Source organism: Nocardioides sp. Z13_37, assembly GCF_058355585.1.
Map to the genome: position 1 here is coordinate 270,461 of NZ_JBZGDV010000004.1, position 20,243 is coordinate 290,703.

25 protein-coding genes are annotated in these 20,243 nt (G+C 73.5%); 12 read left to right on the forward strand and 13 right to left on the reverse strand.

Annotated elements, in window-relative coordinates:
• Window positions 1-4 precede the first annotated feature (4 nt).
• Window positions 5-373 (forward strand): AMIN-like domain-containing (lipo)protein, encoded by a 369-nt coding sequence (locus AC4H2S_RS12470; protein ID WP_491497379.1) that lies wholly within the window; start codon window positions 5-7, stop codon window positions 371-373.
• Window positions 374-403: 30 nt separating this feature from the next.
• On the opposite strand, the gene AC4H2S_RS12475 is transcribed toward AC4H2S_RS12470, so the two are convergent.
• Window positions 404-727, reverse strand: coding sequence for a putative quinol monooxygenase (locus AC4H2S_RS12475; RefSeq protein ID WP_491497300.1), 324 nt, complete (start codon window positions 725-727; stop codon window positions 404-406).
• 111 nt (window positions 728-838) lie between these two features.
• On the opposite strand from AC4H2S_RS12475, the gene AC4H2S_RS12480 reads away from it, so the two are divergent.
• Entirely contained in the window at window positions 839-1,822 is a 984-nt protein-coding gene (locus AC4H2S_RS12480; RefSeq protein ID WP_491497301.1) for a 5'-3' exonuclease, read from the forward strand.
• Here the strand turns inward: AC4H2S_RS12480 and AC4H2S_RS12485 are convergent.
• Complete coding sequence (locus AC4H2S_RS12485) at window positions 1,814-2,122, reverse strand: MerR family transcriptional regulator (protein WP_491497302.1); 309 nt, start codon at window positions 2,120-2,122, stop codon at window positions 1,814-1,816. The genes AC4H2S_RS12480 and AC4H2S_RS12485 overlap by 9 nt on opposite strands.
• Window positions 2,123-2,283: 161 nt before the next feature.
• Between AC4H2S_RS12485 and AC4H2S_RS12490 the strand changes: the two genes are divergently transcribed.
• Window positions 2,284-2,721 carry an Hsp20/alpha crystallin family protein gene (locus AC4H2S_RS12490; protein ID WP_491497303.1) on the forward strand — a complete coding sequence of 146 codons (438 nt, stop codon included), beginning with the start codon at window positions 2,284-2,286 and terminating at the stop codon, window positions 2,719-2,721.
• A 116-nt stretch (window positions 2,722-2,837) separates the two neighbouring features.
• On the opposite strand, the gene AC4H2S_RS12495 is transcribed toward AC4H2S_RS12490, so the two are convergent.
• Together AC4H2S_RS12495 and AC4H2S_RS12500 are read right to left on the reverse strand one after the other, a co-directional pair.
• Window positions 2,838-3,500, reverse strand: coding sequence for a GOLPH3/VPS74 family protein (locus AC4H2S_RS12495; RefSeq protein ID WP_491497304.1), 663 nt, complete (start codon window positions 3,498-3,500; stop codon window positions 2,838-2,840).
• A gap of 10 nt (window positions 3,501-3,510) precedes the next feature.
• Complete coding sequence (locus tag AC4H2S_RS12500; protein WP_491497305.1) at window positions 3,511-4,125, reverse strand: DUF6198 family protein; 615 nt, start codon at window positions 4,123-4,125, stop codon at window positions 3,511-3,513.
• A gap of 129 nt (window positions 4,126-4,254) precedes the next feature.
• On the opposite strand from AC4H2S_RS12500, the gene AC4H2S_RS12505 reads away from it, so the two are divergent.
• Window positions 4,255-5,586 carry an endonuclease/exonuclease/phosphatase family protein gene (locus tag AC4H2S_RS12505; protein WP_491497306.1) on the forward strand — a complete coding sequence of 444 codons (1,332 nt, stop codon included), beginning with the start codon at window positions 4,255-4,257 and terminating at the stop codon, window positions 5,584-5,586.
• Window positions 5,587-5,702: 116 nt separating this feature from the next.
• The gene (locus tag AC4H2S_RS12510; protein ID WP_491497307.1) at window positions 5,703-7,799 is read left to right on the forward strand and encodes a PhoX family protein; all 2,097 of its coding nucleotides are present in this window, start codon (window positions 5,703-5,705) and stop codon (window positions 7,797-7,799) included.
• 67 nt (window positions 7,800-7,866) lie between these two features.
• On the opposite strand, the gene ctlX is transcribed toward AC4H2S_RS12510, so the two are convergent.
• The 4 genes from ctlX to AC4H2S_RS12530 are packed head-to-tail and all read right to left on the reverse strand — an operon-like array spanning window position 7,867 to window position 10,817.
• Window positions 7,867-8,901, reverse strand: a complete 1,035-nt coding sequence (gene ctlX, locus AC4H2S_RS12515; protein ID WP_491497308.1) for a citrulline utilization hydrolase CtlX — start codon at window positions 8,899-8,901, stop codon at window positions 7,867-7,869.
• Window positions 8,902-8,958: 57 nt separating this feature from the next.
• Window positions 8,959-10,059 carry a threonine aldolase family protein gene (locus tag AC4H2S_RS12520; protein WP_491497309.1) on the reverse strand — a complete coding sequence of 367 codons (1,101 nt, stop codon included), beginning with the start codon at window positions 10,057-10,059 and terminating at the stop codon, window positions 8,959-8,961.
• Window positions 10,060-10,066: 7 nt separating this feature from the next.
• Entirely contained in the window at window positions 10,067-10,270 is a 204-nt protein-coding gene (locus tag AC4H2S_RS12525; RefSeq protein ID WP_491497310.1) for a hypothetical protein, read from the reverse strand.
• Between the two features lie 22 nt (window positions 10,271-10,292).
• Entirely contained in the window at window positions 10,293-10,817 is a 525-nt protein-coding gene (locus AC4H2S_RS12530; RefSeq protein ID WP_491497311.1) for a 2'-5' RNA ligase family protein, read from the reverse strand.
• A 54-nt stretch (window positions 10,818-10,871) separates the two neighbouring features.
• Here AC4H2S_RS12530 and cobT point away from each other — a divergent pair, with 54 nt between their 5' ends.
• Window positions 10,872-11,912: a nicotinate-nucleotide--dimethylbenzimidazole phosphoribosyltransferase gene (cobT, locus tag AC4H2S_RS12535; RefSeq protein ID WP_491497312.1), complete on the forward strand. Its 1,041-nt coding sequence runs from the start codon at window positions 10,872-10,874 to the stop codon at window positions 11,910-11,912.
• Window positions 11,909-12,673, forward strand: a complete 765-nt coding sequence (locus AC4H2S_RS12540) for an adenosylcobinamide-GDP ribazoletransferase (RefSeq protein WP_491497313.1) — start codon at window positions 11,909-11,911, stop codon at window positions 12,671-12,673. Before cobT ends, AC4H2S_RS12540 begins: the two co-directional genes overlap by 4 nt.
• A gap of 27 nt (window positions 12,674-12,700) precedes the next feature.
• Here AC4H2S_RS12540 and AC4H2S_RS12545 read toward each other — a convergent pair whose 3' ends face one another.
• Window positions 12,701-13,579: an SDR family NAD(P)-dependent oxidoreductase gene (locus tag AC4H2S_RS12545; RefSeq protein WP_491497314.1), complete on the reverse strand. Its 879-nt coding sequence runs from the start codon at window positions 13,577-13,579 to the stop codon at window positions 12,701-12,703.
• 57 nt (window positions 13,580-13,636) lie between these two features.
• Here AC4H2S_RS12545 and cobU point away from each other — a divergent pair, with 57 nt between their 5' ends.
• Together cobU and AC4H2S_RS12555 are read left to right on the forward strand one after the other, a co-directional pair.
• Entirely contained in the window at window positions 13,637-14,164 is a 528-nt protein-coding gene (gene cobU, locus AC4H2S_RS12550; protein WP_491497315.1) for a bifunctional adenosylcobinamide kinase/adenosylcobinamide-phosphate guanylyltransferase, read from the forward strand.
• Window positions 14,165-14,255: 91 nt separating this feature from the next.
• A complete protein-coding gene (locus AC4H2S_RS12555) occupies window positions 14,256-14,633 on the forward strand; it encodes a hypothetical protein (protein WP_491497316.1) in 378 nt (125 codons plus the stop codon).
• A 132-nt stretch (window positions 14,634-14,765) separates the two neighbouring features.
• On the opposite strand, the gene AC4H2S_RS12560 is transcribed toward AC4H2S_RS12555, so the two are convergent.
• Complete coding sequence (locus AC4H2S_RS12560) at window positions 14,766-15,299, reverse strand: GNAT family N-acetyltransferase (RefSeq protein ID WP_491497317.1); 534 nt, start codon at window positions 15,297-15,299, stop codon at window positions 14,766-14,768.
• Window positions 15,300-15,520: 221 nt separating this feature from the next.
• On the opposite strand from AC4H2S_RS12560, the gene AC4H2S_RS12565 reads away from it, so the two are divergent.
• A complete protein-coding gene (locus tag AC4H2S_RS12565) occupies window positions 15,521-15,961 on the forward strand; it encodes a VOC family protein (RefSeq protein ID WP_491497318.1) in 441 nt (146 codons plus the stop codon).
• 40 nt (window positions 15,962-16,001) lie between these two features.
• Entirely contained in the window at window positions 16,002-16,694 is a 693-nt protein-coding gene (locus AC4H2S_RS12570; protein ID WP_491497319.1) for a hypothetical protein, read from the forward strand.
• Window positions 16,695-16,803: 109 nt separating this feature from the next.
• Here the strand turns inward: AC4H2S_RS12570 and AC4H2S_RS12575 are convergent, their stop codons facing one another.
• Complete coding sequence (locus AC4H2S_RS12575; protein ID WP_491497380.1) at window positions 16,804-18,054, reverse strand: HNH endonuclease signature motif containing protein; 1,251 nt, start codon at window positions 18,052-18,054, stop codon at window positions 16,804-16,806.
• A gap of 336 nt (window positions 18,055-18,390) precedes the next feature.
• On the opposite strand from AC4H2S_RS12575, the gene AC4H2S_RS12580 reads away from it, so the two are divergent.
• The gene (locus AC4H2S_RS12580; RefSeq protein WP_491497320.1) at window positions 18,391-18,828 is read left to right on the forward strand and encodes a CBS domain-containing protein; all 438 of its coding nucleotides are present in this window, start codon (window positions 18,391-18,393) and stop codon (window positions 18,826-18,828) included.
• On the opposite strand, the gene AC4H2S_RS12585 is transcribed toward AC4H2S_RS12580, so the two are convergent.
• Together AC4H2S_RS12585 and AC4H2S_RS12590 are read right to left on the reverse strand one after the other, a co-directional pair.
• Window positions 18,810-19,544, reverse strand: coding sequence for a hypothetical protein (locus AC4H2S_RS12585; protein ID WP_491497321.1), 735 nt, complete (start codon window positions 19,542-19,544; stop codon window positions 18,810-18,812). The genes AC4H2S_RS12580 and AC4H2S_RS12585 overlap by 19 nt on opposite strands.
• A complete protein-coding gene (locus AC4H2S_RS12590) occupies window positions 19,541-20,218 on the reverse strand; it encodes a SatD family protein (protein WP_491497322.1) in 678 nt (225 codons plus the stop codon). The genes AC4H2S_RS12585 and AC4H2S_RS12590 overlap by 4 nt, the downstream gene beginning before the upstream one ends.
• Window positions 20,219-20,243 lie beyond the last annotated feature (25 nt).

Here is a 20,243-nt window from a genome sequence, read left to right on the forward strand (position 1 = left end):
GGACGTGCGCCTCGGGGAGCACGACGGCTTCGACCGGCTGGTGCTGGACTTCGCCGGCAGCGGCGCGCCGGGCTGGGGCGTGGAGTACGCCGACCGGGCCGTCGCCGAGGGAAGCGGCGAGATCGTGCCGCTCGCGGGTGACCGCGTCCTGACGATCAGCGCGTCCGGCACCGCCATGCCCGAGCCGGGGTCCTACGAGACCCCCCGTCGCCTCGGGCCGTCCGGCGACCTCGCCGAGGTCCGCGTGGGTGGCTGGTTCGAGGGATACGTCCAGGTGTTCGTGGGCCTCGACGGCGACGCGCGCCCCTTCCGGGTGTTCGCGCTCGCCGACCCGGCGCGCCTCGTCGTCGACGTCAGCCACCCGCCCTCCTGACCGGGCCGCGGCACCTCACCCGCCCACCGGTCAGCCGACCCGCATCTCGCCGAGCTCGTTCCAGCCGTCCTGGTCGACCTCGGTGCTCACGATGTCCGGGGTGCGGGTGAGGTACTGCGGGAGCTCGGCCTGGGCGGCCTTGAAGTGCTCCGAGCCGACGTGCGCCGCCCCGGCCGCACCGTCGCGGAAGGCCTCGACGAGGACGTACTCGCGGGGGTCGGCCAGGCTCCGCGACCAGTCGAACCACAGGCAGCCCTCCTCGGCGCGCGTCGCCTCGGTGAAGGCGCGCGAGAGCTCGGGCCAGTCGTCGGCGTGCTCGGGCTTCACGGGGAACTTCGCGGTGATGAAGATCAAGGTCTCACTCCTCGGGTGGACGGGGTTGTCACCCCCGAGCCTAGGACGCGGTCGTACGCGGGCCGGTCGCTATCGTGGGCGCATGACCGGCCCGGCGCACCCCACCGCTCGATGACGCGGTCCCGACGCCTGCTGCTCGTCGTCGACGCGCCGTCGCTGCTGCACCGCAACCACCACGCGCGTTCGCACACCGGGCTGCGCGACCGCCAGGGCCGGCCCATCTGGGCGCTGCACGGGATGCTGCGCCAGATCCTCGAGTCGATCGACTCGTTCGCTCCCGACGCGGTGGTGTTCGGCCTCGACGACCGCACCGGCTCGCTGCGCCGCGACCGCTACCCCGACTACAAGGCCGGGCGGGCCGAGAAGGACCCCGAGCTCGTCGACCAGCTCGACCGGGCCGCCGCGCTCCTCGACGCGCTGGGGCTCGCGACCGTGACCCCGCCCGGGCTGGAGGCCGACGACGTCAACGCCTCGGGGGCCACCTGGGCCACCGCCAACGGCTGGGACTGCGTGATCATCACCTCCGACCGCGACGCCTTCGCCCACATCAGCCACCACACCCGGGTGCTGCGCCTCATCGACGGCGGCATCCACGGCTCGCCGATGCTCAACCCCGCGCGCCTGTTCGACCTCTACGGCGTCCGCCCGGCCAACTACCTCGCGTTCGCGGCGCTGCGCGGCGACTCCAGCGACAACCTGCCCGGCGTGCAGGGCATCGGCGAGAAGACGGCCGCGATCCTGCTCGACGTCGCCGGGTCGATGGACGCCGCCTGGGCCGATGTCGACCACAACGACGGCGACGGGCTGCGTGCGGCGCTGGACGACTGGGCGGCCGAGACGGGCGGTCGTCGCGTCGGCGGCACCGTCGTACGCCGCCTGCGCGCGGACGGTGCCCGCGAGCGCTACGACTTCAACGTGGCGATGATGTCGGGGCGTGACGACCTCGACCTCGGGCTGACGCCGGACGTGCCCGGCTCGCGGGGGCTGCTGCCGCTCGACCTCGACCGGGTGACCCAGGTGGTCGGCTTCCTCGACAACGACTTCACCACCGACTTCGCGGTGCGGGTGCTCACCGGCCGCCCGGCCTCAGGCTGACTCCCGCCGCTCGTCGCCCGGCTCGTCGCCCGGCTCGTCGAGCCGCGCCCGGAGCCGGTCGACCTCGTCCTCGAGGTCCAGCACCCGCGCGACGCCGGCGAGGTTGAGCCCGTCGGCCAGCAGGTCGCGGATCCGCTCGAGGCGCGCGACGTCGTCGGCGCTGTAGAGCCGCGTGCCGCCCGCCGTGCGGTCGGGGCTCAGCAGCCCGCGCCGCTCGTAGACACGCAGGTTCTGGATCTCCATGGAGACCATCGAGGCCGCCACGGAGATGGCGTACACGCCGTGGTCGTCAGCCGCCACGCGGGGCACCTCCTGGGTCGTCGTCGGTCGTCCTGGTCGCCTCCCTCGCCGGTGTCGCCGAGGGGCTTGCCCAAGTCTGACAGATGGGCTATAAGAAACCTGTAACCAACGATACAGGTCGTGGACCGAGGGTCCACCCCGGCAAGAACCAGGAGGAGACGATGTTGCTTCGCACCACTGACCCGTTCCGTGACCTCGACCGGCTCACCCAGCAGCTGCTGGGCACGACGAACCGTCCCGCGGTGATGCCGATGGACGCGTGGCGCGAGGGTGACCGCTTCGTCATCGAGTTCGACCTCCCCGGCGTCAACGCCGACAGCATCGACCTCGACGTCGAGCGCAACGTCCTCACCGTGCGCGCCGAGCGGGTCGCCCGCAACGGTGACTGGGAGGCGCTGGCCTCCGAGCGCCCGCGCGGCGCGTTCAGCCGCCAGCTCGTGCTCGGCGACAACCTCGACCTCGATCGCATCGAGGCGTCCTACACCGACGGCGTGCTGCGGCTCGTCGTCCCGGTCGCCGAGAAGGCCAAGCCCCGCAAGATCGAGATCACGCAGCCGGCGTCGGGGCGCAGCAGCGAGCACGCCGAGCTGACCGCCTGATCTCCCGTCCGGGGTCGCGGGACCGCAGCCCTTGCGCAGTGTGCTGCGGTCTCGCGACCGCTCCACGTCCGGACCGGCAGACCGGGCGGACCCGACAGACCCGGGCGGCGAGCCGATCAGTTGCCGCTCGTCACCACGATCGGCACGATGACGGCCGTCATCATCGCGGTGTTCATCGCCGCGACGGCCTTCGCCACCGCCCCACCCGCGACGACGTCGGTGGAGATCTCCTCGATGCGCCGCTTGAGGTCCTTCCTGCCCAGGGTGCCCTTCTCGGCCTCGAGCACCTTCGGCGCCACCTCGAGGCCCTGCAGGATGCAGAGCAGGCTCGCGTCGGCGGGCGTCGGGGTGCTGCCCTGCAGGACGACCCGCAGCCTCTCGCGGAGGCGTCGCTCCGGCTCCGGGTCGCGCACGGGGTACTTCTCCGGCACCAGGCCGAGCGCGCGCTTCTCCTCGATGCCGATCGTCCCGGCCGCGTTCAGCGCCACGGCCACCTCACGCTCGACAGCGAGCTTGCCGTCGGTCACCAGCGACGACAGCTTCTTGCCGTCCTTCTGCTCCAGGCGCCGCATCGCGGCGTCGAGCGCCGGGTGCCCGACCGGTCCCGGCACGAGCACGGTCATCCGGGGGTCCTTGTCCTCACTCAGGGTGATCCGCTCGGCGACCACCAGGTCGGTGATGACGGCAGCGGCCAGGCCGTAGCCGCGCTGCGCCATGGCGCTCTCGGGCTTGCCGTCGTCGCGTCGCAGCAGCAGGAACAGTTCCTCGCAGATCAGCATGCCGGCCAGACTAGGTCGCGCGCCGGTCGGGGGGATCCGTCTCCTGGTGGAGATCCAGCGACAGGATGCGCGCCGTGAGGTCCACCGCTGGGCCGAGGAGCAGGATCACCGCGAGCGTCCCCACGCCCACGGTCGCGCCGAGCAGCCAGCCGCCCAGCGCTCCCCCGCCCTGCACGACGCTGTAGCTCCACCGGAAGGGCACCGGCGGGTCCCAGGCGAGCGCCGCCGCCTCCGCCGGGCCGGCGCCGGTGTGGCTGCCGAGGTAGAGGGCGATGCCCACCGCGAGCACCGGGAACGCCGCGACGAGCAGCGCCACGCGCCACCCCAGCGCGTCGGGCGTCTCGAGCAGGTCGAGCACCGCCGACACGACCACACCCACGAGCACCACCTGGACGACCGTGCCGACCCCCGGGCGGACCCCGCGCAGCATCGCCAGCAGCACCAGCACCACGCCGACCACCAGGTTGACGATCCAGAAGGCCACCCCGGAGGTGAGGGTGAGGCCGTTGACGAACGTCGAGTAGCCGTCGGAGCCCAGGTCCGCCGCCAGCAGCAGCGCGACGCCGGTGCCGAGCACGACGCACCCGACGAGGAGCATGGCCGTACGGCGGGGGCTGGGGATCACGGGCGACAGCATCGCAGGGCCCGTCGTGGGTTCGGTGCCGTGGCAGCGATGTGGACGGCCGCACCCGTCTTCCACGACCGGGCGGGCGCGTCGTACGTTGGCGACTCCCTGACTCGGAAGGCACCACCCATGCGCTCTCGGCCCACCCGCCTCGTCCTCGCCGCCGTCGCGGCCCTCACCGTCGCCGGACTCGGCGGGGCCGCCCTCGCCCCGCCCGCCACCGCGGGGCCGGGCAGCACCAAGCCCGGCAAGCCGGGGAAGGCGGGCCAGCCGCACCGGTCCACGGAGGTCCGCTTCGCCACCTTCAACGCCTCGCTCAACCGCGGCACCGAGGGCCGGCTGGTGGCGGACCTCTCGACGCCCGGCGACCCGCAGGCCGCCGGAGCAGCAGAGACCATCCAGCGCGCCGACGCCGACGTGGTCCTGGTCAACGAGTTCGACTACGCGGCGGACGGCGAGGCGGCCGAGCTGTTCCGCGACAACTACCTCGCCGTGGGCCAGAACGGCGCCGCTCCGGTGGACTACCCCTACTACTACGTCGCGCCGAGCAACACCGGCGTGCCGAGCGGCTTCGACCTCGACAACAACGGCGTCGTCGGCACCCCCGGCACCCAGGCGGGCGGCGACGACTCGCTGGGGTTCGGCCTCTTCCCGGGCCAGTACGGCATGGTCGTCTACTCGAAGTACCCGATCGCCACCGAGGAGGTGCGTACCTTCCAGCGGTTCCTCTGGAAGGACATGCCGGGCGCGGCGCTGCCGGACGACCCGGCCACCGCCGCACCGGCGGACTGGTACTCCCCCGCCGAGCTCGACGTGCTCCGGCTGTCGTCGAAGTCGCACTGGGACGTGCCGATCCGCATCCCGGGCCGCACGCCGGTCCACTTCCTCGTCTCCCACCCGACGCCCCCCAGCTTCGACGGCACGGAGGACCGCAACGGTCGGCGCAACCACGACGAGATCCGCTTCTGGGCCGACTACGTCAGCGGCGGCAGGGCGGCGTCCTACATCTACGACGACGCCGGCCGCACGGGTGGCCTCGGGCGCGGCCAGGACTTCGTGATCGCGGGCGACCAGAACGCCGACCCGTTCGACGGCGACTCCTACGACCGGGCGATCCTCCAGCTGCTCGAGCACCCGCGGATCCAGGACCCCCACCCGAGGTCGCCCGGCGCGGTGGAGCAGGCCCGGCTCCAAGGTGGCACCAACGTCGGCCACCGCGGCCCGGCCGCCGAGGACACCGCCGACTTCGACGACGACCCCACCAGGGACGGACCCGGCAACCTGCGCGCCGACTACGTGCTGCCGAGCAGCCGCCTCGCCGTCGCGGGCGCCGGCGTCTTCTGGCCGGTGGCGGCCGACCCGCTGTTCCGCCTGGTCGGCACCTACCCCTTCCCGGTCACCGACCACCGCCTGGTCTGGCTCGACGTGCGGACCGGGCACCGGCACGGGCACGGGCACTGACGGTCCCCGAGGGGCCGGCGGACGTTCACGCACTGTCCACCCGCCGGTCCCTCGGGGCGTCACCCCGGATGAGGAGAGTCGGGCCGTCCGCCCGTCCCACTCCCCCGGAGGCCGCCATGCCCGAGCGCCCCACGCAGCACCCCACGCAGCACCCCACGCAGCACCCCACGCAGCACCCCACCCAGAGCCCCACCCGTGCCCCGCTGCCGATGGCGGGGCTCACCCACGGTGCCCGCAGCGCGGTGACCTGCCACCTGCGGTGCGGTGACGCCTGCGCGGCCCCGGCGCCCAACACCACCGAGACCACCTACTTCCGCGACATCGCCGCGACCGTCCTCAGCCGCCGCTCGGTGCTCGGCACCGGCCTGTCCGTCGCGGCGCTCACCGCCGTGCCGGTGGCGCACGCCGCGGCGACCCCGCGCCCGCCCGCCGGCCCGGCTCCGGACAAGGGCGGGCACGGCAGGCCCGGCCGGCTTGCCTTCACCCCCATTGCGCCCGCCGCGACCACCGTCGACGACGTCACGGTGCCCGCCGGGTACCGCTGGAACGCCATCGTGCGGTGGGGCGACCCGATCCTGCCGGGCGCCCCGGCGTTCGACGGCAGCCGCCAGACGCCCGAGGCGCAGGCCGTCCAGTTCGGCTACAACAACGACTACCTCGACATCATCGAGACCAACCGCGCCGGCACCGAGGCGCTCCTGGTGTGCAACCACGAGTACACCAACGAGGCCATCATGTTCCCGCCGGGCACCGACCCCGCGACCGCGATCCGCACCGCGTGGGCCGCACACGGCATGTCCGTGGTGCAGCTGCGCCGCCGTCGGCGCGGCGACGTGTGGACCTACGTCCCCGGGGCGCCCCTCAACCGCCGGATCACCCTCGACACCCCGTTCGCGGTCGACGGTCCCGCCGCCGGGTCCGACCTGCTGAGGACCGCGGCCGACCCGTCCGGGCGCACCGTGCGCGGCACGATGAACAACTGCGCAGGCGGGACGACGCCGTGGGGCACCGTGCTCTCGGGCGAGGAGAACGTCAACCAGTACTTCCGCGCCACCGGCACCGACCCGCGGGAGACCCGCTACGGCCTGTCCCCCACCCAGGACTCCCGCAACTGGCGCTCGGTCGACCCCCGGTGGGACGCGACCACGGCCGACTACCGCAACGAGCCCAACCGGTTCGGCTGGATCGTCGAGGTCGACCCGACCGACCCGAGCTCGGTGCCCGTCAAGCACACCGCGATGGGTCGCTTCAAGCACGAGGGCGCCAGCGTGGTCGTCAGCTCCGACGGGCACGTCGTGGCCTACATGGGCGACGACGAGCGCTTCGACTACGTCTACCGGTTCGTCTCGCGCGACACCATGCGCCGCGGCGCCGGGACGAAGGCCCGTCGGCACAACCTCCGGCTGCTGTCCGAGGGCGACCTGTCGGTGGCCCGGTTCAGCGGCGACGGCCTGGCCGACGGGGTGAGCGACGGCACCGGGGAGTGGATCCCCCTCACCCGCGGCGGCCGCTCGGTGGTGCCCGGCTTCTCGATCGAGGAGGTGCTCGTCTACACCCGCCTCGCCGCCGACACCGTGCAGCCGACGAAGATGGACCGTCCCGAGGACGTCGAGCCCAACCCGCACAACGGTCGCGTCTACGTCGCCTGCACCAACAACACCGACCGCGGCAAGGTCGGCAAGGAGGGACCGACCGAGCCCAACCCGCGCGCGGCCAACAAGGACGGCCACGTGGTGGAGATGATCCCCACCGGCGGCGACCACACGGCCGACACCTTTGGCTGGAACCTGTTCCTCATCTGCGGCGACGCCGCCTCGGCCGGGCGCTACTTCGGCGGCTGGACCGGGCCGGTCTCACCCATCTCCTGCCCCGACAACGTCGCCTTCGACAGCCGCGGCAACCTGTGGGTCTCCACGGACGGCCAGCCCAGCGCGATCCGGCTCGGCGACGGGCTGTTCAAGGTGCCGGTCGAGGGCCCCGAACGCGGTCGCGTGCAGCAGTTCCTGGCAGTGCCGGCGGGGGCGGAGACGTGCGGCCCGGTGATCCGCGACCGGGACGACTCGGTGTTCGTCGCCGTGCAGCACCCCGGCGAGGACGGCTCGTGGGCGGCGCCGCAGTCCCGCTTCCCCGACTACGTGCCCGTCGGCGCGCGGCCCGTGGCCGGGGCGTTCGCCGGCCCGCGGCCGGCCGTCGTGCAGGTCACCCGCGCCTGAGGACTGCGGGCGGGCTCCCCGCGAGCGCCCGCTCGGCCCGCACGTGCGCGGCGGCTGGCGGGACAGGTCAGACGTAGTCCTTGGCCACGTAGCGGCCGTCCGGGGTGATCGGGTCGTCGACGTTGATCGCCTCGACGGCCTCGGTGAGCTCGGCCTCCGCGAGCGGCGGGCGACGGTCGAGGTGGATCCCGGCGATCATGCACCGCACCGACCCGCCGGCCAGCTCGATGGTCGGGATCTCGACCGAGACGATCTCGCACGTCTCCTCGATCGCGGCCACCTGCTCGGGGCGCAGCGAGCGCCGCGCGCGGGCCGACATCGCCATCACGTAGCGACGCCTGCCGTCCGGCGTACGACCGCACAGCTCGACGGCATTGCCGGCGAACTCGCGGACCTGCGCCTCGGTGAGCTCCACGATCGTCCGCCCGGTGACGGCGAGGCGCTCGCGCACCTGCTCGCGTCGGTGCTCGTCGGGGATCATCTCGAGGGCGATCAGCGCGACGTCGGTGCCGATGCAGGCCAGGACGTTGGTGTGGTAGACCGGCACGCCGTCGGAGTCGACGGCGTCGAAGGCCATCGGCTCGTAGTTGAAGTCGGTGCAGAACCGCTCCAGCACGGCGACGTCGGCGCGGTGGCTGCGCGCGGTGTAGGCCACCCGCGAGACGTGGTCGAGCACCATGGCGCCGGTGCCCTCGAGGAAGACGCCGTCCGGCTCCAGGCCGGAGTAGTCGATGATCGCCTGCACGCGGTACTCCGACTTCAGCAGCTCCAGCACGTCGGCGCGCCGCTCGTGGCGGCGGTTGGAGGCGTACATCGGGTAGACGGCCACGGTGCCGCCGGCGTGGGTGGAGACCCAGTTGTTGGGGAACACGCTGTCGGGGCGGGTGTGGTCGTCGTCGTCGAAGACGTGCACCCGTACGCCGACCTCGCGCAGCGCGGCGGCCAGCGCGTCCATCTCCGTCAGGGCCTTCTCCGCCGTCGTGTAGTCGGACTGGCCCTCGGGCGCCTCGGACTGGAACGCGTTGTCGGCCGCGGTCGCGGGGTTGGGGACGAAGCTGGTCGCGCGGACGAGGATCACAGCGTTTGGGGCCTGGGCACTCACGGGAGGAATCTAGGCCACGGCCCCGCGACGCCCGGAGGCGCGGCGGGCACCGCCCGGCTAGGGGTGAGCCGAGCCCAGCCCCACGGCAACGGCCATGGTGTCGGCCACCTCGGCGGGGTCGCGTCGGCCCGCCGTCTCGTAGCAGGTCAGCTCCGTCTGCACCCACCCCGGCACGTCGGCGCCGCTCCACAGCCCGCAGGGGACGAGGCCGCGCTCCTCGACGAAGGCGATGACGCGCTCGTTGACCTCGTCGGCCGTGCCGGGTGCGTAGGCGAGGAAGGTGGCGATGTGGGGCTCGTCGGGGACCGTGCGGAAGCCGCGCTCGCGCAGCGCCGCCGCGAGCCCGACCGCCCAGGCACGGTGCGCACCGAAGCCGGACAGGTGCTCGTCCAGGCCCTTGAGCCCGCCCAGCGCCGCGGCCGTCATGGAGTAGATCGTGCCGCCCATCCGCTGCCGCCACGACCGCAGCTCCCCGACCAGGTCCTCGGGGCAGGCGACCAGCGCGCCGCTGGAGCCGCCGAGCCCCTTGTAGAGCGAGACGTAGACGGAGTCGAAGAGCTCGGCCACCTCCGCCAGGTCGCGCCCCCAGTAGGAGACGGACTCCCAGATCCGGGCGCCGTCGGCATGCAGCCGCACGCCCCGCTCGCGGGCGGCGGCGGAGAGGGCGACGAGCTCGTCCCACGGCGGTAGCAGGCACCCGGCGTCGCGCAGCGGGAGCTCGACCAGCGCCGCCCCGAGGCGCCCGCCGATGGCGGCGAGGTCGTCGGCGGTCGCGGTGTGGGGACCCGTGGTGAGCCACTCGAGGTCCAGACCCAGCACCCGCCGGGGACCGTCCTGCTCGTGCCGCACGAGGTGCGAGAGGTCGGGCAGGGCGACGCGGCGCGAGGCCGCCCGGTCGCACCAGGCGCGCAGGGTGACCTGCTGGGCCATCACGCCGCTGGGGAACATCACGGCCGCCGGCTTGCCGAGCAGGTCGGCGACCCGGTCCTCGAGCGCGGCGACGGCACCGCGCTCGCCGTAGCGGTCCCACCCGATGTCGTGGGCCTCCGCGAAGTCGGCCAGATCGCGCAGCATCGCGGCGGGCGTCGACGGCGGGCGGTGGAAGATCCACTCGGCGCCCGCCGACGCCGCCCGGAAGCGGTCGTGGACCTCGCTCACGCCGGGGTCAGGACTGGCGCTTGAACCAGTAGGTGGTCTCGACGCCCGGGATGACCTGCACCAGCTCCCAGCCGTTGAGGCCGAGGGTGGACAGCAGGTCCTCCCACGACTCGGTGTCCTCGACGAGGGCCTCGGGGTCGGCGTTGTAGCCGCCGACCTCCACGTTGCCCTGGTCGTCGACGGTGATCTCGAGGTGTGCCCAGGAAGCCATGGGGTGATCCTGTCACGTCCGCTCAACGACCGAGCGGCCACTCCGCCAGCACGTGGCACCGGTCGGTCTCCCACCAGGCGAGCTGGAGCCGGTCGAGCACGACGTCGACGGGCACGACGCCCGCGAGCAGGGCCGCCGTGGAGGCGAGGTCGACGTCGTCGGATGCCGCGTCCACGGTCAGGTGGGGGCGCACGTCGGTGCCGAACTCCCCGCCGTACGGCGGCCAGGCGGGGAACGCGGCGACCAGGCGCGCGGTCAGCTCCCGCAGTGGCGCGTCGGGCTCGGGCACGAGGTGGATGATCCCGCTGGGGAACTGGTCCAGCCGCGCCAGCCTGACCTCGACGGGCGGGGTCGCCGCCGCGAGTGCCGCGACGGTCGCGAGGTCGGCGTCGGTCGGGCTGGGCGCGAAGGGGCCCAGCGCGGTGATGTGCGCGTGCCCGAAGCGCGGGTCGGCGGAGACGAAGCCGGCGTCGTAGTGGGCGGTGCGCTGGCGCACCCACTCCTCCAGCGCCGGCACCGGGAGCTGCAGGACGGAGTGGCCGGTCACACGGGCAAGCCTGGCAGGCGGGCCGCACGCGCGCCTCACTAGGCTGGTGGCGCCATGACCCAGTCCTTGCACGTCGCCCCGCCCTCGTCCGAGACCGCCGCCCTCGCCCGCGATCGCCTCGCCGCACTCGCCACCCCGCCCGGGGCCCTCGGCCGCCTCGGCGAGCTCGGGGTGTGGCTGTGTGCCGCCCAGGGCGTCGTCCCCCCGCTTCCGCTGACCGACGTACGCCTCGTGGTGCTGGCCGGCGACCACGGTGTCGCCGCCCACGGGGTGTCGGCCTACCCCGCGGCCGTCACCGAGGCCATGGTGCGCACCCTCGTGGCCGGGAGCGCGGGCGTGAGCGCGCTGGCGCGGGCGCACGGCGTGGCGGTGAGCGTGGTCGACGTCGCCGTCGACGCCGACCTCGACGACCTGCCCGACGCGGTCACCGCCCGCAAGGTGCGCCGCGGCTCGGAGCCGATCCACCTGGCCGACGCCCTCACGCGCGACGAGGCCGAGCGCTCGCTGGCGCTCGGCGCCGAGCTGGCCGCGGAGCAGGTCGCCGACGGCGCTCAGCTGCTCATGACCGGCGACCTCGGCATCGGCAACACCACGGCCGCGGCGGCGCTCGTGGCGGCCACCCTCGGGCTGCCCGCCGACGAGGTGACCGGTCGCGGCACGGGCATCGACGACGAGGGCTGGCACCGCAAGCGCGACGTGATCGCGCAGGCGCTGGCTCGCGTGCAGGGCCGCACGTCCGACCCGGTCGAGGTGCTCGCCGCGCTCGGCAGCGCCGACCTGGCCGCCACCGTCGGCTTCCTGGTCGAGGCGTCCAGGCGGGGCGTCCCGGTGCTCCTCGACGGCCTGATGGCGCTCGCCTGCGCGGTCGTGGCCGAGGCGTACGCGCCGGGTGCCGCGGCCTGGTGGCTGGCCGGGCACCGCTCGACGGAGCCGGCGCAGGCGCACGCCCTCAAGTCCCTGGGCCTGGAGCCGGTCCTCGACCTCGGCATGCGCCTGGGCGAGGGGTCCGGCGCGGTCGCCGCCGTCCCGGTGCTGCGCTCGGCGATCGCCGTCCTGCGCGACGTGGCGCTGCTGTCGGAGATCATGCCTTCGTGATCCTCCGCGACGCCTGGCTGCTCGCGACCGGGACCCTCACGGCCGTGCGGGTCCCGCCCCCGGGCCGGGTCGACCGCGGGGTCGCCGGGCTGGCGATGCTCCTCGCGCCGCTGGCCGTGCTGCCGCTCGCTGCCGCCGCGGCGGTCGTCGTGCTGGCCGGCGGCTGGATCGGCCTGCCGCCGCTCGCGACGGCGTACGGCGTGGTGCTGACGCTGGCGCTGGGCACCCGGGCGTTCCACTGGGACGGGCTCGCCGACACCGCCGACGGACTCACCGCCTCCTACTCCCCCGCCCGCTCGCTCGAGGTGATGCGCACCGGCCCGGTCGGCCCGGCCGGCGTCGTCGCCGTCGTGCTCGTCACGGGGCTCCAGGCGGCCGGGCTCACGGCCGTCGTGCGCGACGACCAGGGCTGGTGGGTCGTCGGGCTGCTGGTGTGCGTCTCGCGCGTCGCGCTGGCCGTGTCGTGCGTGCGGGGTGTGCCCACGGCCCGCGCCGACGGCCTGGGTGCCACCTACATCGGCTCGGTGCCGGTCGTCGCCGCCGTCGCGTCCGTCCTGGTGTGCGGCGCCGTCGTGGCCCTCGCGGGCCACGGCCTCGGCTCGGGCGCCTCGACCGTCGTAGGGCTGCTGGCAGTGGTGGGCGTCGTGCTCGCCCTGCTGCTGCGGTGCGTACGCCGCCTCGGCGGGATCACCGGCGACGTGCTCGGCGCGGCCGTGGAGGTCTCCTTCGCCGTGCTGGTGCTGGCGGCGGCCACCGCCTGACCGGCGCCCGGGGGCCGGGCGGTCCGGTCAGTCGCCGGAGCCCGGCTCGGCCATCCTCCGGTGCATGGCCGCCTTGAGCTTGTCGGGCATCGCCTTGCCGGCGGCCTCCTGGACCTTGGTCTTCAGCCCGCCGCCGACCACCCGGTCCTTGCCGCCCATCAGCGCCTCGAAGCCCTGCCGGGCCACCTGCGCGGGGTCGTCCTTCTTCGACGTGCCGACCGCGGTGTCGTCGGCCATGTCGGCGCGCTCGAAGAAGTCGGTGTCCGTCGGGCCGGGCATCAGCGAGGTGAGCGTGACCCCCGTGTCCTTGAGCTCGTTCTGCAGCGCCTCGGTGAAGGACTGGAGGAACGACTTGGACGCGTTGTAGACCGCCTGGAAGGAGCCCGGCATGGTCGAGGCGATCGACGACGTCACCAGCCCGCGGCCCGCGTCGGCCGCGACCATGTCGCGCAGCACGAGCTTGGCCAGGCGCACCGTCGAGACGACGTTGAGGTCGATGATCGAGAGCTCGTCGGCGAGGTCGGTGTCGACGAACGCGCCGCCCTGTCCGTGACCCGCGTTGAGCGCGATGGCGGCCAGCGGGCGGCCGTCCGCGCGGATGGCGGAGTAGAGGGCGGCCACGCCCTGCTCGTTGCGCAGGTCGACCTGCACCGCCTCCACTTCCCCGCCGCCCTCGGCCCGCAGGACGGCCGCGGCGACCGTGATCTCGTCGTCCTCGGCCGCGACGAGGAGGTCGAAGCCGTGCTCGGCGAACTGCTTGGCGAGCTCGAGGCCGATGCCGCTCGAGGCGCCCGTCACGACCGCGAGCGGGCGATCGCTCCCCACCGTGGAGTCGGCGGTCGTGTCGGCGGCCGCGTCGCTGGCGGTGTCGGCGGGACGGGACGGGGTCGGGTCGTCGGCGGTCATGTCGACCCGTACCCATGCGGCTGCGTCCGATCCGCGGCGACCTGACAGGATCGCGCCATGCGGATCCTGGTCACCGGCGGCGTGCGGTCGGGCAAGTCCACCCACGCCGAGGACCTGATCGGCGGCGCACCTGCCACCTACGTCGCCACCGGCACGCCCCCCGACCGGGAGCAGGACCCCGACTGGGCCGCGCGGATCGACGCCCACCGCGCCCGCCGCCCCGACTCCTGGGGTACCGTCGAGACGCAGGACCTCGCCGGCGTCCTCGCCGAGGCCCGCGACCCGCTCCTCGTCGACTGCCTCGGCACCTGGCTCACCGCGATCATCGACGCCCACGACGCGTGGGAGGACGACTCCGACGCCGTCCACGACCTGGTGCTGGCGCGCGCCGACGAGGTCGTCGAGGCGCTCGTGCGGTGCGAGCAGGACGTCGTCCTGGTGACCAACGAGGTCGGCCTCGGCGTGGTGCCCGAGCACCGCTCCGGACGCCTCTTCCGCGACCTGCTGGGCGTGGTCAACCAGCGCGTCGCCGCCGCCTGCGACGAGGTGCACCTCGTCGTCGCGGGCCGCGTGCTGCGGCTCTGACCGGCTCTGACCGGATCTGTACCTGTAGACGGCCGCGATCACCGCCGCACGTTCCTCCCTGCTGTGGTGCAATCGCGCCATGGTGAACCTGATGGCCGTCCCCCCAGGGCTCTACCGAGGGACGGTGACCGGGACAGAGAGCGGGGACTGTCAGTGCCGTCTGGACGTACGCCGACTGACCGAGCACGCGATCAGCGTCGACTACGAGGCCGTGGGTGTCTCCGGACTCCAGCACGTCGAGCACACCATCGTGACGGAATCGGCTCTGCACGTCGCCGCCAGCGAGCTCCCCACGGTCGTCACCTTCCAGCGAACGGGTCCCGGACGCTACGTCGCGGACGTTGAGGGACCTGCCATGGAGATCCATGCAGGTTGGGACGGCGTCTGCCTGACCTGGGCGTGGCACTGGGCTCCTCCGGGCGAGGAGCCACGCGAGCAGTCGCGCGCGGTCGCGCGCCCAGTGCGCTGACGCCAGGAGCGCGCGTTCATCTGCCTGCGGGTCAAGGCTTCGAGAGGTGGCCGCATGCGTGCGCTTGCACCGCCCAGCCGACCGTCGTCGCCGCCGCGGTTGCCGGACGGGCTGACTCTGCGCTCGCCCCCTTCAGGTGACGGCGGCCGCCGGATGGTTGGGCTTGATCATCGCGCACCGCAAGGAACCGTCGATCCCCGGAAGCGACGCCTCGTGTGCCATCGTCCGAGCCAGTTCCGGGCCGACGTGGTTGCCTGCGAGAACCTGATAGCCGAGACGGAGGTAGTACGGGCCGTTCCACGGGACGTCTCTGAAGGTCGTCAACGTGGTGGCAGGAAGCCCGGCGTCGCGACCCCCGGCTTCCACGAACTCGAGCAAGGCCCGACCGATACGTCGACCGGCGTACGCGGGTGCTACCGACACCTGGGCCACGTGCGCGTTCCCGTCGAGCACCTCCGCGGTGATGTACGCCGCGATCTCCGACCCGAGCTGCGCCACCCAGACCTGCGCTCGCTCAATGGCTTCGCGCAGATCGCCCCTGTCCGGCACGTCCTCAGCGACCTGTGACATGCCGACGGTGTGGAACAGCTGCCCCGCCTTGACCTCCACATCGACCAGACGCTCCACGTCGCTCTCAAGAGCCGGACGAATGGTCGGGACGGTCACGGCTCCCACGCTCTCACACGTCATGGACGGGCGATCGTCGCATGGGCTGGACCGTCCCGCGCCTCACCCCACCACCGCTCATCGGCTGCTTGTCTCATCGACGCAGGCGCGGCAACGGGCCACCTCCGAGATCGCGGGTGACGTTGAGGTCCTCCCTGTAGGCGAGATGCTTCAGGAGTCGACCGAGCGTCAGCTCTGACCCGCCCCCTACCGTGGGTCACGTGACCTTCTGGCAGCTGGCCTTCGACGCGAACGACCCACGGCGGCTCGCGCGGTTCTGGGCGGCGGCGCTGGGCTACCGACCGACCCCGCCTCCCAGCTCGGCCACCACCTGGGACCGGCACTACCGATCACGCCTCGGTGACGACGACGCCTTCGACGACCGGATCTTCGACCCCGCAGGTCTGCGCCCGCCCATCTGGTTCCAGAAGGTTCCCGAGCCGAAGGCGGGCAAGAACCGACTACACCTCGACCTCTACCCGACGGGTCGTGACGACACGATGCCCATGGAGCGGCGAGTCGAGCTGGTCGAGGCACGGGTGGTCGACCTGGTCGGCCTCGGGGCGGCTGTGGAGCGAAGGGCACAATGCCTCGACCCCGGTGAGTCGTTCTACTACGTCGTCATGCGTGACCCCGAGGGCAATGAGTTCTGCGTCAGCTGATCGCGGCATGACAGTGCCGGTACATGCGAAACTGGCGCACGTGCGCCGTGCCGCAGTCGTGCTCACTCTGGCCCTGGCAGGGTGCAGCCTCGGTCCGTCTGTCGACGAGCCGACGGCGCCGTCCCCCCGCGCCGAGCGCATCGCTCCGCCACGCGAGGTCTTCCACGAGGACCGTCCCTACCGGCTCCAGAACTCGATGCGCGGCCTGCGACTGGCGGCGCGGGCAGCCACCTGGATCGACATCGACTCCAACTACTGCTGGGACGCTGCTCGACGACACCGCGTCCCCATCGCCACCCATTGGCCGTACGTCTACCGCGAGCGGTTCGACGACCCCCTGGGCCTCATCAGCCCGGACGCGGCCTTCGCCGACCTGACCCTTCCGGAGGTCCGCCGGCTCAGGTCCGGCGACCCGGTGCCCTACCGGGTCTCGACGATGGTGGAGATCGTCCGCGCGGCGGCCCGCGTCGGGTTGACCGGCATCGAGTGGGAGGTCAAGGGTGGACCGGCCTTCGAACGGCCCGGCACCTACAGCCGAGTTCTCGATGCTGCGAGCGAGGCCGGCATCGCGATCAACGTCAAGACGCTGGCCCACATCGGCGGCAGGGACGCCGCTCTGCGCCGACTGCGAGCCGCCAAGCGGGCAGGGGCCGTGACGATGCTCCTCGGCAGAGGCGACCGGCCACCCCGGATCACGGACTCGCAGTCCCGCTACATCGACTTCGTGCGGTGAGCCGGCACGACCGCTCACGACCACCGCGGCATGAGCGGACCGCCGGGTGTCAGCCCGGGCCGTAGGGGTGTGGTCTGACGTCGGCCGGGACTGCCCCGGCACGTGCCGCCTATCTGCGTCGGTGGAAGCGGAGGTCGCCGTTGGGGAGCCGGTCGGCGCGGTCGTCGGCGTCGTGGACGCGGTGATGGTGGTGGCTGCAGAGCAGGACGCCGTTGTCGAGGTCGGTGGGTCCCCCGTGGTGCCAGGGATCGAGGTGGTGGGCCTCGCACCAGGTGCCGGGGATGTCGCAGCCCTCGGCACGGCAGGTGCGGTCGCGCACCAGGAGCGCCTTGCGCTGCGCGGGGGTGAAGAGGCGCCGGACGCGGCCGAGGTCGATCGGCATGCCCTCGCCGCCGAGGACCGCCGGAAGGATCCTGGCGGTGCACGCCAGGCGCCGCGCCTCGGCGGCGGTGATCCGGTCCCCCGTGAGCTCGTCGCCCGGCACCAGCCCCGAGCCGAGCAGGTCCGCCGTGGCGAGCTCAGCCCTGAGCGACTCGAACGGGATCGTGACGACCACGGTCGTCGCGTCGCCGCCGTGGATCGGCAGCCGACCGGCGTCAAGGGTCTCGAGGAGCTGGATCCAGGCCTCGCCCATCCGGCGCGGGTGCGGAAGTCGCTGGGCGACGTCGGCGTCAGCCGGAGCAGACAGGCGCGGGTTGGTGAAGGACTCCAGGTAGGTCGCCCATCGCGTCGCCGCGGCATCGGGGAGCCGGCCGGAGATGCGGGTCGTGCCGTCGCCGAGCCGGCGCATCGTCAACCGGGTGTGCTCGCGGGCGTGGGCCTCGAGGTCGGCGAGTCGAGCGGCCTCCGCCCTCTCGGCGACCTCGGGCGCAACGACGTCGAGGATGCGGCGTCCGATGCGACCGAGCTCCGTGGGGCCGAACTCCGCCGCACGGTCGACGAGGTGGGCCTCGGCCAGCGACACGGTCGCGGCGTCGACGGCAGCGGGCAGCGCGGTGAGCGCACGATCGATCACGCGCGCCTGCGCCAGGCTCACGGCGCCCTCCCGCATGGCGGCCGCGAGGACCGGCCGGTCTCGGTCCAGCGCCTCGGCCAGCCGCAGGTCGGACCGCGCGTCGGCGAAGGACGTACGGGTCTGCTGCGCCAGCCAGCCGGCAGCGTCCCGGGCGGCGGTGTCGGCCGCGAGGTCACCGGCATCGGCGAGGATCCGCAGTCGCAGCTCGGCCAGCTGTCCCTCGGCCCGGGCGAGATCCCGCAGCGCCGTCGCCTTGTCGTCGGTGCCCATGAAGGTCGGGTTGGCGTCGCGCACGGACTTGAGGCGGGCGCGTACGTCAGCGACGGCGGCGACGATCGGGTGCATCACCCACGGCCTCCCTCCGACGACGACGGTCCACCGCGCACGCGGCTGCAGATCGGTCGTCGCTCCTGGAGGCCCGGATCCCCGGGCTATTACGTCACCCTCGCAACTCACCCCCCGAGCCCGGGTTGAGCGCACTGGTGACTGAGTCCTGGTGGCCCGAATCTGCGAGGAGCGTGAGGACTATTCTACCCCCGTCCACCGCATATTCGCAAGCATGTTCGAACGCTGCGAAGAAGTGGACGCCGCCGCCCTGAGCACCCAGCCCCAGCGGGGCGAACGTGAGCCCGCACCGCGTGCGCATGGAGCCGGCCGCGCCCGAGCGCCTATCGTCGGACCATGACGGGACGGGTGGCTGAGGTGATGCTGCGGTCCCCGATCGTCCTGGACGAGGCGGCGACCGTGGCCGACGTGCAGGAGGTCCTCGCCAGCTCCCACGTCCACATGGTGCTGCTCACCGGCACCGGCCGGGTCGGCGAGCCGTTGCTCGGCACGCTCGTACGCAGCGACCTCGCCGCCGTTGGGCCCGGGGAGGCTGCGCTCGCCCACGCTCGGGTCGACGGGCGCACCGTCGGCGCCGACCTGCCCGCCGAGCAGGTACGCCGGGCGATGCGCGCCGTGGGCGAGCGGCGCGTCGCCGTGGTGGACCGTCAGGGGCTGCTGGTCGGGCTGCTCTGCCTCAAGCGCCACGGCGGGGGCTTCTGCACCGACGACGGCGTCGCCTCCCGGCGCGCCGAGCGCACCGACCGCCCGGGCGCTCAGGCCAGCAGGACGTAGCAGCCCAGCGCCACCAGCCACGACACGAACGAGCCCAGCAGGAAGTACTCGGTGAGCTGGTGGATCCGCTCCTGGTCGCGCCGCGACGACAACTCGGGGAAGCGCAGCAGCCCCTTGGCCGCGACGACCACGCTGGCCGCCGTCACCTGCCCCCCGAGGGCGAGGGCGAGGATGAAGACGCGCTCGAGCGGGCCGAGCAGCCGCCCGCCCTTGAGCCGGGTGGGCGGCATCCCGCCGTCGGAGCGCGGGTTGATGGTGCCGGTCGCCTTGAGGACGAGCCGGACGAGCACGTTGCCGGTGGAGAGCTGGACCGTGAAGGCGCCGAGCAGCAGCAGGAAGCGGTCGGGACCGACCCCGTCGAGGTCGCCCACGGCGAGCGAGTCGAGCCACCGGGCCAGCGGGCCGGAGGCCTCGGGCGCGAGCCCGGAGCAGGCGATCGCCCCCACCAACGCGACCAGGAAGACGCCGAGCGGCAGCCGCGCGGCCTTCGGGCCCGGGTGGCCGAAGCCCCACGTGACCGTGAGGCCCCACAGCAGCACCACGACCGCGATGGCCAGCAGGGCAGCCACGTCACGCCCCGACGTCAGCCCGGCCAGCAGTCCGGTGCACAGCGCCACCAGCGCCCCGACGCACTCGGGCAGGTAGCGCGTGCGGCGCGCCGCGTGGGTCAGGTCGGTGACCGCGAACCCGATCAGCAGGATCCCGAGCCAGCTCATCGGTCTCCCTCCTCCTCCGGGTCGTCGCCCCGGCCGGCGGGCGCGAGCAGGTCGTGGGCCGCGACGATCGACGCCAGCCCGTCGGCGCGCACCCGCTGCGACACCGCGGACGCGCTGATCCCCATGGCGTCGGCGATGTCGCGCTGGGTCTCGTGGGACAGCAGACCACGCAGCACCGACACCGAGCGCTCCGACAGGCCGCTGACCCGCTCGTCACGCAACACCAGCCCGGCGTTGACGAGGGCCGGGTCGGCTCCCCCGACGGCGCCGTCGGCCGCGACGTACGCCGTGCGCAGCCACCGTTGGGCCGGGCTGCGCTCCGCGCTGGCCGCGGCCTCGATCGCCACCCGGGCCGCCCACCACCCCGGTCCGTCCTCGATCCCGGACTCCGCGTCGAGGACGGTCGTCGTCCCCCAGCCGATGCCGTGGCGCACGTCGTGGTCCGGGAGCAGCCGCACCCGGACCAGGAGGGTGGCCCGCACGGCCTCCGCGACCGTCGCGAAGGAGCCCTGGTACTCGTCCCCGACGGTGACCCACAGCGGCCGGAGCGGGCGCAGCATGTCGTTGACCTCGCCCAGCGCCGACTCCAGGCGCTGGTGCAGCTCGGTGCGGTCGTGGGAGGATCGGGACCCGACGAGGTCTCCGATCAGCGTCGCGACGGCAGCCCTGGGCATCCCTCGATAATGAAGGTCATCGCTT

Bases quoted from the DNA above. Each gene is read 5' to 3' on its own strand.
- AC4H2S_RS12490 (WP_491497303.1), top strand. From the start codon at position 2,284: ATGTTGCTTCGCACCACTGACCCGTTCCGTGACCTCGACCGGCTCACC.
- AC4H2S_RS12585 (WP_491497321.1), bottom strand. From the start codon at position 19,544: ATGAGCTGGCTCGGGATCCTGCTGATCGGGTTCGCGGTCACCGACCTG.
- AC4H2S_RS12525 (WP_491497310.1), bottom strand. From the start codon at position 10,270: ATGGCTTCCTGGGCACACCTCGAGATCACCGTCGACGACCAGGGCAAC.
- AC4H2S_RS12495 (WP_491497304.1), bottom strand. From the start codon at position 3,500: ATGCTGATCTGCGAGGAACTGTTCCTGCTGCTGCGACGCGACGACGGC.
- AC4H2S_RS12555 (WP_491497316.1), top strand. From the start codon at position 14,256: ATGGCCGTCCCCCCAGGGCTCTACCGAGGGACGGTGACCGGGACAGAG.
- cobT (WP_491497312.1), top strand. From the start codon at position 10,872: ATGACCCAGTCCTTGCACGTCGCCCCGCCCTCGTCCGAGACCGCCGCC.
- AC4H2S_RS12510 (WP_491497307.1), top strand. From the start codon at position 5,703: ATGCCCGAGCGCCCCACGCAGCACCCCACGCAGCACCCCACGCAGCAC.
- AC4H2S_RS12545 (WP_491497314.1), bottom strand. From the start codon at position 13,579: ATGACCGCCGACGACCCGACCCCGTCCCGTCCCGCCGACACCGCCAGC.
- AC4H2S_RS12580 (WP_491497320.1), top strand. From the start codon at position 18,391: ATGACGGGACGGGTGGCTGAGGTGATGCTGCGGTCCCCGATCGTCCTG.
- AC4H2S_RS12575 (WP_491497380.1), bottom strand. From the start codon at position 18,054: ATGCACCCGATCGTCGCCGCCGTCGCTGACGTACGCGCCCGCCTCAAG.
- AC4H2S_RS12480 (WP_491497301.1), top strand. From the start codon at position 839: ATGACGCGGTCCCGACGCCTGCTGCTCGTCGTCGACGCGCCGTCGCTG.
- cobU (WP_491497315.1), top strand. From the start codon at position 13,637: ATGCGGATCCTGGTCACCGGCGGCGTGCGGTCGGGCAAGTCCACCCAC.
- AC4H2S_RS12590 (WP_491497322.1), bottom strand. From the start codon at position 20,218: ATGCCCAGGGCTGCCGTCGCGACGCTGATCGGAGACCTCGTCGGGTCC.
- AC4H2S_RS12505 (WP_491497306.1), top strand. From the start codon at position 4,255: ATGCGCTCTCGGCCCACCCGCCTCGTCCTCGCCGCCGTCGCGGCCCTC.